Source organism: Echinicola sediminis (assembly GCF_054777495.1).
In genome coordinates this window covers 37,287-49,874 of record NZ_BAAHAP010000027.1, presented here as the reverse complement: position 1 = coordinate 49,874, position 12,588 = coordinate 37,287, and the positions used below count along the sequence as shown (strand labels likewise).

Genomic DNA, 12,588 nt, shown 5'->3' with positions numbered 1-12,588 from the left:
GAAGAACCCAAAAGGTAGCAACAGGGAAATCACATTATGGGTAAGCAATTCAGCTTATCAGCAATAAGGTGTTTTAGAGATGATAATGGATTGGAAGAAGGAGGCTTAAGCCTTAACCACAATAAGCCAGGAACAGTGAGTGGAAGTAGAAGGCGGTGATTTTTTTCTCGGAGGTCAAAAGGATACCTCAACATGAAAAAAATCGTACAACCATACAGGGACATTTACTTTAGCACCACTCCCAAAATCAGGTTCAATCCATTGCTCGTCAACCTGATCACTACCCTCGGTACCGATACACAGGTCAAGGGTATACGTACCTGGCCATCGCTTTCGGTGAAGGTATTGAATGAAGCATCTCACTCCTCACTCTTTGAATTAAAAGCAAGGAGGCAGAGATAAGAGAAATAAAAACCAAAAAGGATAATTTCTTGAACATAGGCCATGCGCTTTTGAAGCTGAAAGGCCCATGTTTTCCTAAGAGCAAAGGCTTGGCTGTCTAAGCAAAATATCCAGTTGCGTTTGATCGGAAAGATATAGATAAAATGATATGGCAATACGGTGGCTTTGGTACAAAAGCTTATGAAATAGGTGGCCGTTTTCCCTTTAAAAGGCGGCAAAACAAACCCTTAACAAGTAACCCGATGAAAAAACAATTTACTCTTAAAACACCATGGAGGAAAAGCAGCTTGCTGTTTTTGGCCATGGCTTGTGGAACGGCAGTAAGTGCAGGAGAAATCACCGCCCAACCTGTTCTTGAACTGCCCAAAGATGCACCAGCTGTTAAGTTGAATCTGCTGGAAAAGGAAGTGTCCGGGACCATCACATCAAGCGAGGACAATATGCCCCTTCCAGGGGTAAGTATTTTATTAAAAGGCACTAGCCGTGGTACAGTCACTGATATTGATGGTAAGTTCAGTATAGAAGTGCCCGATGAAGGTGCTGTGCTGATATTTAGCTCAATTGGCTTTGAGACACAGGAGGTCGCTGTGGGTAACCGTAGTACCATTGATTTGGTGATGCAGATCGACATGCAGCAGTTGGGTGAGGTAGTAGTGGTCGGATATGGTACCCAGAAAAAGGCCAATATCACCGGTGCTATTGCACAGATTGAGCCTGAAAACCTTACCGAACGGCCTCTGCAAAGAGTGGATCAAGCATTGATAGGCCAAATGGCCGGTGTACGTGTAAAACAGACTTCCGGTGTGCCGGGGAGAGGTTTTGATATTCAAGTACGGGGTGTTGGCTCTATCACCGCCAATAACCAACCCCTATATGTGATCGACGGTTTCCCGCTGGAAGCAGCAGGAGGCAACCCAATGGATAATATCAGTCCCAATGATATTGAATCCATTCAGGTATTGAAGGATGCGGCTGCGGCGGCCATTTACGGATCCAGGGCTTCCAATGGTGTGGTCATCATCAACACCAAGAGCGGTAAGTCCGGCAAGGCCCAGATCAGTGTGAATTCCTATGTAGGATGGAACGAAACGGTTAAAAAGCTGGACGTGCTCAGTCCGACCGAGTGGATAGACCGGGCGGTAGAAATGATCAATACCCAGTGGGAAAACTCCGGAGAGGGCAGATCCGCTTCACAGTCCCTGGCAGAAAGGGAGGCCATTTTAGGCGGTTTTGACCGTAACTTTATGTATGATGAAAGATGGCTGATGGATGGCTATCCTGGACTTCAGCTGATAGATTGGCAAGACCAACTCTTTAGAAAAGGCCTGGTACAAAACTATCAGTTAAATGCACAGGGAGGCAATGAACACGTGAAGTACTTTGTTTCCGGTGATTATATGGATCAGGAAGGTATTGCCGTGGGTCTGGACTATAAGCGATATTCAGCGCGGGCCAATGTGGAAGTGCAGGCCAATGAAAAACTGAAGTTTGGCTTAAACCTTAGCCCGTCTTATTCCCAGTTGAACGACCCCGGAGTAGAGGGTAAGGATGCCATTACCCACATTACTGTAGGGATGGCTCCGGTAGTGGAAGCCGATGCAGGGCTGAATACCGGTGTGGGCGATATTCCGCTTTACACTTGGGCAAGCTCCAGAATCAGCCCCATTGCCTATGCGCAACAAAGGTTGGACGAAACCACGATCTTCCGTAACCTGGCCACAGTGTACGGGGAGTATACCATCATTGATGGCTTGGCACTGAAAACCACCTTAAACGTGGACAATGTGGACCAGCAAGCAAAAGATTACACCCCTGCGGCCGTTACACGGAACAGGCAAACCACTGGTGGGTTTAACGGTTACCGAAAACTCACTTTTGTCAATGAAAACACCCTTTCGTATAATGCGTCTATTGACGATGCCCATAATATTTCAGCGGTAGCCGGTATTTCTTATAATTTCAATAAGAGAAACACCTATACCATGGGCGGTAATTTTGATGTGGAAGGGATTACCACCCTCAATGCCGCAATCATCAATGCCGGAAGTACCAATACCACCGAAACCCAAAGTACTTTATTGTCTTACTTCGGAAGGGTACAGTATGATTACCTGGGCAAATACCTGATATCTGCCTCAGCCCGTAGAGATGGATCTTCTAGATTTGGTCAGGATACCAAGTGGGGATTCTTCCCTTCCGTATCCCTTGGATGGAGGCTTTCTGATGAAGGTTTCATGAAAGATGTCAGGGCGATCAGTGACTTGAAGGTCCGAGGATCTTGGGGACTCAGTGGTAATAACGGTATCGGGGACTATTCCCATATCGCCACGCTGGATTTTGCGAATTATTCCTATGGCGGATCTTTGGTCAATGGCCTGATCCCGGGCAATTTCCCCAATCCGGATTTGGGCTGGGAGGAATCCGAAATGCTGAATGTCGGCTTTGACGTCGGATTTTTGCAAAACAGGATCTATGCTTCCTTGGATTATTATAGAAAAAACAACAGCAACCTCTTGCTAAATATTCCAGTGCCTTCCGCGACTGGCTTTACCACAGCGCTGACCAACATCGGAGAAGTGCTGAACAAAGGTTTTGAGCTGGAGTTGACCACCAGAAACTTTACGGGAGATTTTGAGTGGAGCACCAATGTCAACCTCAGCCACAATACCAATGAGGTATTACAATTGGGGCCAAACAATACGCCTATTTTAGGAGGTAGCTGGGATATCAATCACCGCATCACCCGAGTGGGTGAGCCGATGAACACCTTGTATCTGGTACAGAACATTGGTATCCTGACCCAAGCGGAAATCGACAACGGTGCAGCACTTTATGGCAACCAGCAGGAAGGTGACCCACAATACCTTGACGCGAACGGCGACGGAGTGATCAATGCGGATGACCGTGTGATGTCAGGTAACCCCAATCCTGATTATATCTGGGGGATTACCAACAACTTCTCTTACAAAGGATTTGACCTGAACTTCCTGGTGCAAGGGCAGTGGGGAGGATTGATCTATTCCACCTTTGGCCGTGCCATGGACCGTCCAGGTATGGGCTATGTGGAAAATACCCTGGGCAGACACCGTAACCGATGGAGATCTCCGGAAAATCCTGGTGACGGGGAAACCGGAAAGGCTGTATCCGGCTTTGGTAGGATAAAAAATACCGATTGGCTGTATTCCTCCGATTATTGGAGAATCAGAAACATTACCCTAGGGTATGATCTGGGAAGAATTACAGGAAGTGAAAAGCTGTTCTCAGGTGCCAGGGTATATGTGACCGCTGAAAACTTCTTCGGTGGGGATAAATACAGTGGCGGCTTCAATCCTGAAGCAGTCAATAATGACGGGGATGATTATGGTGCTTTCCCACTATCCCGATCTGTTGTATTTGGTGTGAACCTGAAGTTTTAACCCCTAAAAGATCAGTATCATGAAAAAGTTTAAAAAATTATATATCATCTTGATCGGATTGGCTACAGGGTTGATGAGTTCCTGTGAGAGTAAATTGGACCAATCTCCGATCTCATCCTTAGGTTCCAACGGCTTCTATCAAAATGAAGCGGACTTTATTAAAGCCCTTTCCGGAGTGTACAATGGCCTGAATGCTTATCCCATCAATCACTTTGAGTTGAGCGAGGTGCGTTCGGACAATATTTACACCCCAGGTACAGCGGGTGTGAGGGATTATAACCTGATCAATAACTTCAGCACCAATCTGGCCACCGCCGGGATCATGAACGGCACTTGGAACGAACTGTACAATAACATCATGCGGGCCAATACCATTTTGGAAAAGCTTAGTCCAGATGCGATTGCAGACGATAATATGCGGGCCAGAATCGAAGGGGAAGCCAAGTTTCTGAGAGCCCTGTATTATTTTGATTTGGTGAGGTTCTTTGGCAGGGTTCCCTTGTTTGACCGTCCTGTGACACCGCTTGAGGCACTGGAAATCCCTCAAAGCCCTGCTGCGGATGTCTATGGGTTGATCATCAGTGATTTGGAGTTTGCCATTTCAAGCCTGCCCAATGAGTATTCCAGCGCAGGTGATTTAGGAAGGGCGACTTCCCATGCGGCCAGAGGTTTGTTGGCCAGGGTGTACATGACCCGTTCAGGTACTCAGCTTCACCCTGATGGTCCGGTATTGGGCACCAATGAATGGAGCCAAGCCCTGACGCTATTGGATCAAATCATCAATAGCGGACAGTTTGACCTGGTAGATGATTATGCGGATGTCTTTTCTTATGACAATGAAAACAATGAGGAAATCATCTTTGATATTCAGTTCCTCAGCGGTGGACTGGGTGTAGGTGGAGAATATGTGCAGTATCACTATCCGGAAGCTTTTGCCCGTTCCAACGGGATCCCCTTTGCCGGAGGTACATTTCCTGATGCCCCCAAGACGGTATCCGAGGATATGATGGACGCCTACGCCGGAAATGATATCAGGGATGATTTCTCTGTGTGGATAAATTATACCGATGCAAATGGCAACATGGTGCAGGACCGGTTTATCAAGAAATATTTGAACCTGGATAATCTTGGGGTGGACCGTTTTGATTTTGAGCTGAACTTCCCCGTGATCCGCTATGCGGATATCCTGTTGATGAAAGCGGAAGCGCTGAGCAAAAGCGGAGGATCACAAATCGAGATTGATTTGCTTGTCAACGAGGTCCGCGAAAGAGCGGGACTTATCTTGCCTTTGGTCAATGTTTCCTATGAGCAGATCATGGAAGAGCGGAGAAGGGAATTTATCGGAGAAGGTTTGAGATGGCATGATCTTGTAAGGTCTGGGATGGCCATTGATGTGATGTTGGACTGGATTGCAGAGGAAGATGATGCCAATAAGATTTCCACTGATATTACAGAAAATGACCTGATCTATGCCATACCGATCAATCAGCTAGATGTAAAAGAAGGATTGTATACCCAAAACAGAGGGTATTAAGGAGAAATTGAGGACAATAGATTGAATAAAAACCATCCGCCGAAGGCGGGTGGTTTTTGGATTTTATCAGAAACCTGGTTTTGAAGACAAGCAACTTTGCAACCAGGCTCGGTTGGAAAGGACTCAGAAACTTTTCAGTAATATAAAGCCTGATGGCCTTTTTGGGGCTGTCAGGGAAGAAATCAAATGACCTTCAGTATCCCGCTTTTTAGAATATAAAACTAATTCAATAATGATTCGGCAATTCACTTTAAAACACCTTTTTCAAATTAGTATTCTCTTGATTTTGTTGTTGACAGAGGCAAGTCAGCAGGTAATGGCTCAAGAATTTTGGCATGGGGTCCCCAGAGTGCTGCGATACCTTCCAGATGGGGAGGATTTTGTTATCAAGAATGGAGACCGCAGGTTCAACAGGGCGCTTTACGGTTATCATTCCGACTTCAGGACAGAGGCTGGAGACCTGCCTTTATTTGCATTTTACCTTCCGGGAATGGGCGGTCATTTCCGGTTTGGAGTACAGCATGGTGCCGAGTCAAAATGGCTGAGTGATGCTGCCTCTATTGAATCCCGATACCGGTCGGGCTCTATGGTTTATATCCTGGCAGACCCTTTACTGGGAGATGGGAAAATAGAAATTACCGTCATGCCCCTCCGGAAGCAAGAAGGTGCGATTTTCAAGGTAGAGGCAAAGGGTGTTTCAGAGGAAGCGGAATTGCTCTGGATCTATGGGGGAGTGACCGGCAAGAAATTCCGGCGTATGGGTGACCTTGGTGCCGATCCGCCATCTGTCTTTGACCTGACAGTGGAGAAGTGCTTTGGAAATAAAATCCTCATCAGGGATAACCAACAGATGGAACTCCGCTATGGGGAAGAAAAAGCAGGAGAGGAAAGGAGCAGGATGCTGGGGACTTTTCCTGAAGCTGCAGAATTGAAGGCCGTTGATCCCAAATACCTGGACGAGATGTCAAAGCTTTGGCCATCCGATCCTGGAGAAGCTGCTTCCCTAATGGGTAAAATGGAGCTGAAAGCAGGGGAACATTATTTTGGTATCTATCGACCGGGTTTTGGAGAACTGACTTACCCTGAACTTGCATTGGCCTATCTAGAGGCCGATGAAGCAAGGGCGGAAGTGGCCAACCGGGTGATGGTCCATACTCCTGACCCATTTATCAATACGGTGGGAGGAGCCTTAGGCATAGCGGCTGATGCCATCTACGATTCCCCAGCCTATGTGCATGGGGCTGTAGCCTGGAGGATGCCTCTTCCGGGCTGGCGTGGGGCCTATGTCGCGGATGGGATGGGATGGCATGATCGGGCCAGGACCCATTTTGACGGGTATTTGGAATCCCAGTACCTGGAACCTGAGGGCAGCCGGAATGATCCAGACTCTGCCAAGCACTTGGCCAGGCAGGTGGAAAAAGCAGGCAAATCCATTTTCAATAAGGGATATATCAGCAGGAGGCCCGGAGAACCTTCCGCACCGCACCATTATGATATGAACCAGGTCTTCTTTGACCAGCTGATCCGGCATTTTGATTGGACCGGGGATACATTATACCTGAGGGAAGTATGGCCGGCCATAAAACGACATTTGGCCTGGGAAAGGCGCAATTTTGATCCGGACGGCGACGGGCTTTACAATGCCTATGCCTGCATCTGGGCCAGTGATGCCCTGCAGTATAATAGCGGCGGTGTCGCCCATGCTTCCGCTTATAATTATTATGCCCATTCGAAAGCCGCGGAATTGGCCAAGATACTTGGAGAAGAGGGGACTTTGTATAGCGAAGAAGCGGAGAAGATTTTAAAGGCCATGAACGGAGAACTGTGGCTGAAAGAAGGTTGGTATGCAGAATATAAGGATTTTCTGGGACCCAAAAGGCTACATCCCCAGGCCGGACTTTGGTCGGTGTACCATACCATAGACAGTGAGGTGCCTGATGCTTTTCAGGCCTATCAGATGTGCCGCTACGTGGATACGGAAATTCCCCATATTCCTTTGGTAGCAGAAGGACTTCCCGAAGGGCAGTTTGAAGTTCTTTCCACGACCAACTGGATGCCTTATACCTGGTCGGTCAATAACGTGGCTTTAGCGGAAATCCTCCATACCAGTTTGGCCTATTGGCAGGCCGGAAATTCCCAAAATGCGTTTAAGCTCTGGAAAAGTGCCTTGCTTGAAAGTATGTACCTGGGGGGAAGCCCGGGCAATTTTCAGCAGTTATCCTTCTTGGATGCCATGCGCAGTGAGCTGTACCGAGATTTTGCGGATGCTGTAGGGATGGGGGCACGTTCCTTAATCGAAGGATTATTTGGAATCCAACCGGACTTGCTGCACGACAGGCTAAGGATACAGCCCGGCTTTCCTGAGGATTGGGAATATGCAGCATTTAGCAGTCCTGATCTGGCCATTGATTTTAGGAGGACGGGGAATACCGACCGATATGAGCTGGTCAACCGCTTTGGAAGACCGCTGATGCTTGATCTTGCTTTGACAGCAAGCTATGATCGTATCCGTTCGGTAAAGGTAAATGGCCAAACAGTTTCTTGGGAGACTGATGGAGAGCAGGTAGGGAGACCGGTCATTTTGGTGAAGGCCACGCTGGAGGGGAATGCCACCATAGAGGTCGAGTGGGGAGGAAACAAAGTTCCTCTGTTTGACCAGGTACAAAGAAAAATTCCAGGAGAAAAAGTGGGGATAAATCAGGAGGAGGTCCAAGTCATAGAAGTTCATGATCCCGAGGGGATTTTGAAAAATGTCTTGGTAGAGGACGGGGCATTTGTTGCCGAAATAGGAACAAAACTCGGCTATGGGACCTTCTTTGTAAAGCTGAAACAAGGGCAATTGACATGGTGGGCTCCTTATAATGTGGAGGTAAAACCTGAGACAGAGCTGATAGCCAAAGAGGAGCAAGGTTCCTCTTCTTTGCAGTTTTCTATTTACAACCATTCGGATTTGAACAAGTCCTTGGATATTTATATCAATGGAAGAGCCTGGAAGGAGCAGCTGGTATGTGAGGCCAAAGAACAGATTGATTTGACTGTCAACTCCCTTGAATTATTAAAAACAGGCACCAATGTGGTGGAGATTTATTCAGGAGGGCAGGTGCTGGCTTCCAAAAAAGTGGCCAATTGGAACCTGCAGAACCAGAGTAGAAAACTGGAACCAGTAGACATTTCTAAAGCATTTAATGATAAGGTGAGCAATATATTCAGGAACGAATATTTAAGTCCCCGTTCTCCCTATCCTACCCTGCAAATCCCGATTCAAGGAATGGGCGATTGGGCCTCGTTTGGCGCGTACATGGAGATAGAGGACCAGGGCCTGAGGAAACTGGCCGGAGAGGAAAACCAGTTTTATTTGCCCCAAGGAATACCCTTTTACTCTCCAGGTGATCCTGCCCAGAACAATATCCTGTTTGCTTCGATTTGGGACAATTACCCCGATAGTGCAAAGATTTCATTAAATGGAAAAGCGCAGCATGCCTATTTGCTGATGGCCGGCTCAACGAACCATATGCAAAGCAGGATGGAGAACGGAAAGGTGATCATCCATTACAAGGATGGCACTACTGATGAGCTGTCACTGAGGAACCCGGAGAGCTGGTGGCCTGTTGAGCAGGATTATTATATAGATGGGTATGCCTTCAAGACCGGGGTGGCAAGGCCTGTCAGGGTGCACTTAAAAACGGGCAAGATCAGCAATGAAGCCCATGAGGACTATGTGACCATCGATCACTTTACCGAATATGCCATCGACGGCGGGGCTGCCACGGTGCTGGACTTGCCGCTTGACCCAGGCAAGGAATTGGCCTTTTTGGAAATCAAGGCCACTACCATAGAAGTGGTCATTGGCCTGATGGCGGTGACCTTGGAGCGGTAGGGCAATAGGAGGGGATATATGGGACAAAGACCTGTTTTAGTGTAGGGGAGAAAGCGTAAGGCTGAAGGTCTATGGTCTAAGTACTAAGGCTTAAGGAATGATAAATTTGGAATGAAGAATGAATGGTGTTGGACATAGGGCCTAGGCCGCAAACTTTTCAAATCCGATCATTCAATTAGGCAAGCTATCTTCCCTTGGCAGATTAGACCATTAAACAGCCAATTAACCTCAGTTTAAATACCGTCACTGCGAGGTTTATACGAGGATTTGCGGGAGGGAAGCCGCGGCAGTCTCTTAATTGGGGGATTGCCACGTCCTTTCCAACGCACTGCCCCTCGCAAAAGGGATCGCAATGATGTTTTAAACACTAAGGGTGTTAGAAATCAAGTGATTAGGTAAGTCCCAATTGCCCACTACAAATCATAAAGTCTTATAAATTTCATGGAGTTTGCCTCACCCTTTTCGGGTGGGGCATTTTTTATGGAGGTGGAATGTTTGGTCAGCGCTATATGAACTAGAGGTCTAGTGACGATAGCGACCTTAGTAGGAAAAGCGGCTCACTTCGACAAGCTCAGTGACCGATCGGCAAGCTCAGTGACCGATCGACAGGCTCAGTGACCCACGACAAGCTCAGTGACGTTTGGTAAGTTCTATGTCTTATGCTGCTTTGGCTTGGAAAGCGGGGGATTAGATCCTTCTGACCCCGGCTTAGCACCCACGGTTATTGATGTTTTATGCTTTTAAGGGGCTGTTGGCATTCTCCTTATTCCCCGTACTGCCTTGATGGTTTAAAAACTAACGCTTACCGACCTCCATTATCTATTAGTACAATTACATGTTTTATTAATGCAAAGTATGCGCAGATGGTGTAGACTTTACTAATAGTGCAAAAATAATATCAGGTTTGGCAAATAAAATATTAATATAATATAAGAATATATTTGAAAAATGCAAACATACCCGTGCTGTATGGTCAGCACAGTACAGTACAGATCAGCTGGTTTTTTGTACCGCTTTATCTTGCTGTTAGATTTTGACCCTAGACTAATCGTAGTTAGTAGATTTTATAGAATAACGTTTTTACGCAATAGTACTAATAGCTTTTAGCGGTTAGTGAATTAACAAATAGTACCCATTTTAATAACCTAAACCCCCTCAAGATGATCAAAAGGATTACTTGCCTTTTTTCAGCTTGCTTCCTACTTTTTGCATGTAGGGAAGTGGGCTGGGAGGAACATTATGAACGCCCAGAATGGCTCAAGGGCAATGCCTGGGAACTGCTGGAAAACCGTGGAGAGTTCTCCATATTTTTAGAAGCAGTCGAACGTGCCGGCTATAGAAGCCTGGTAGAAGGAAAAGGAATCATCACGGTGCTGGCACCCTCTGATGAAGCTTTTGAAATTTATCTCAGTGAAAAAGGCCTGAGCTCGGTGGAAGAGCTTTCCACCGCTGAGATTAAAAAACTGGTTGGATATCACCTGGTGTATTATGCATTTGGCCGTGAAAGGTTCGCCAATTACCGACCTGAGGGACAGGCCGTGGAAAAGCCTGCTTTGGCCGGACTGTATTATAAGCACCGAACCAAAAGCCGGGACACCGTTTCCGTGGAACTGGATATAGTAACCGGAAAAGAGCGGACCATTTTTCACAAAGAAAGGTTTGTGCCGGTATTCTCCCACTATCTTTTCACCTCAAAGGACATTGATGCCACGGCGAACTATGAGTATTTCTATCCCGAGAGCCGCTGGACCGGGGCAGGGGGCTTCAATATCTCCAATGCCAGTGTGAAGGAATATGCTTTGCCTACGGACAACGGTTACGTATACCTGGTGGACAGGGTCATCGCACCTTTGGAAACCGTGTATGAGGAGCTGAAGGATGAAAGCAACTACAGCGATTTTATCGGTATTTATGACCGCTTTACCACTTACTGGTACGATGATGAAACCTCCAAGCAGTACGCAGATGCAGGGGACTCATTGTATATCAAAACCCATGCGGGGCTTCCTGAAATTGCCTCGGAGTGGTCCTATAACGGCGGTGGAGGCTTGGTGGATTACGCCAACCTGGCAGCACTTTCTGCAAATGCTTATAATGTATTTGCTCCCAATAACCAGGCCTTGCAAAACTTCTTCAATGAATTTTGGGCTCCCTATTATTCTTCCTTGGAGGAGGTGCCTTTTCTTCCGCTTCAGGTATTGTTGTATAACCATGTTTACAGCGGTAGTATCGTATTCCCTTCAGAAGTGGAAAGGGGAGATATCAAGAGTACCTTTGGCAATGTGATCCAATTTGACCCCATGCAGGATGTGGTGGACAAAGGAATCGGCGTAAACGGGGTGTATTATGGTCTGAACGAGGTGATCGTGCCCAGCCTGTTTCAGGGAGTGACCGGACCTATGCTGCAAAATCCCAAGTACAATATGTTTTTGCACATGGTATACCGTTCTGGCATCCTTCAGGCCCTGATGGGAGATGCCCTGAAGTTTACCCTTTTTGTACCTTCTGACGAGGTGATTTTGAATACGCTCTATGGAGGCAGCGAGATTTTTTGGAATGAGGGGAATCCGCTGAGATTTGGTGACGAGGCAGTGGAAGTGGAAAATGCAGAAGGCATCCGGGTGCCCATGAGTACCGGAGCCATGAAGGCCTTTGTCCAAAACCATATCATCACCGATGAAATTACGGAGATAGCCGGCACCAAAGTATTCAGGACAAGAAATCCTTTCAGTTATCTCTATATCACTGATGAGGGCGTGGCCTCCTCCAATACCTATAATCTGTCGGAGTTTACCTCTGCAACCAATGTGGACGGGGACTGGACCAATGGCAAAGTCTATGACGTGGAGCGCTCCCTGATCCGTGAGGAGGGTAGCTTCAAGTACATCGTAGCTTCCGCCAGCTCGGGCACCAGCACCGTGCAGGAATTTTCGGAGTTTTCCAAACTGTTGTCCCAGGCAGGTCTTGTGGATCCCAACAAGGAATTTGAATTCCTGTTTGGTGACAATTACATGCTCTTTGCCCCGACCAATGAGGCCATCCTCAAAGCCAAGGAGGAAGGGAAGATTCCTTCCGATAGGGATGAACTGGAAAGGTACCTGAGGTATTATTTCGTGCCCATCAGCCCCAACAGCATCAATGACTATGCTTTCCCGGGTATGGGTGTTTCCGGAGAATTTTTGACTGCTCAGGAAAAGGGTGATGCCTATGGTCAGCTGACCTTGGCAGATAAGGGTAGCAGCATACAGCTCAAATCCGAAACGGGGGAAACGGCCGACGTGGTCAGTGTCTTTCCGAAAATTTATGTGGATGGGGCCATTTATCAAATCGATAAGGTGCTCAGTTCAGGACAATAAACC

Annotated in this window: 5 protein-coding genes; all 5 read left to right on the top strand. The window is 47.2% G+C overall.

Annotated elements, in window-relative coordinates; translation table 11 throughout:
- Positions 1-192 precede the first annotated feature (192 nt).
- The 5 genes from ACYVAA_RS09230 (at position 193) to ACYVAA_RS09210 (ending at position 12,585) form a co-directional block, all read left to right on the top strand.
- Positions 193-402 carry a hypothetical protein gene (locus ACYVAA_RS09230; RefSeq protein ID WP_460540806.1) on the top strand — a complete coding sequence of 70 codons (210 nt, stop codon included), beginning with the start codon at positions 193-195 and terminating at the stop codon, positions 400-402.
- Between the two features lie 242 nt (positions 403-644).
- Positions 645-3,818 carry a SusC/RagA family TonB-linked outer membrane protein gene (locus ACYVAA_RS09225; RefSeq protein WP_460540804.1) on the top strand — a complete coding sequence of 1,058 codons (3,174 nt, stop codon included), beginning with the start codon at positions 645-647 and terminating at the stop codon, positions 3,816-3,818.
- 19 nt (positions 3,819-3,837) lie between these two features.
- The gene (locus ACYVAA_RS09220; protein ID WP_460540802.1) at positions 3,838-5,352 is read left to right on the top strand and encodes a RagB/SusD family nutrient uptake outer membrane protein; all 1,515 of its coding nucleotides are present in this window, start codon (positions 3,838-3,840) and stop codon (positions 5,350-5,352) included.
- A gap of 316 nt (positions 5,353-5,668) precedes the next feature.
- Positions 5,669-9,229 (top strand): DUF4450 domain-containing protein, encoded by a 3,561-nt coding sequence (locus ACYVAA_RS09215; protein WP_460540800.1) that lies wholly within the window; start codon positions 5,669-5,671, stop codon positions 9,227-9,229.
- Between the two features lie 1,160 nt (positions 9,230-10,389).
- Positions 10,390-12,585, top strand: a complete 2,196-nt coding sequence (locus ACYVAA_RS09210) for a fasciclin domain-containing protein (protein WP_460540798.1) — start codon at positions 10,390-10,392, stop codon at positions 12,583-12,585.
- Positions 12,586-12,588 lie beyond the last annotated feature (3 nt).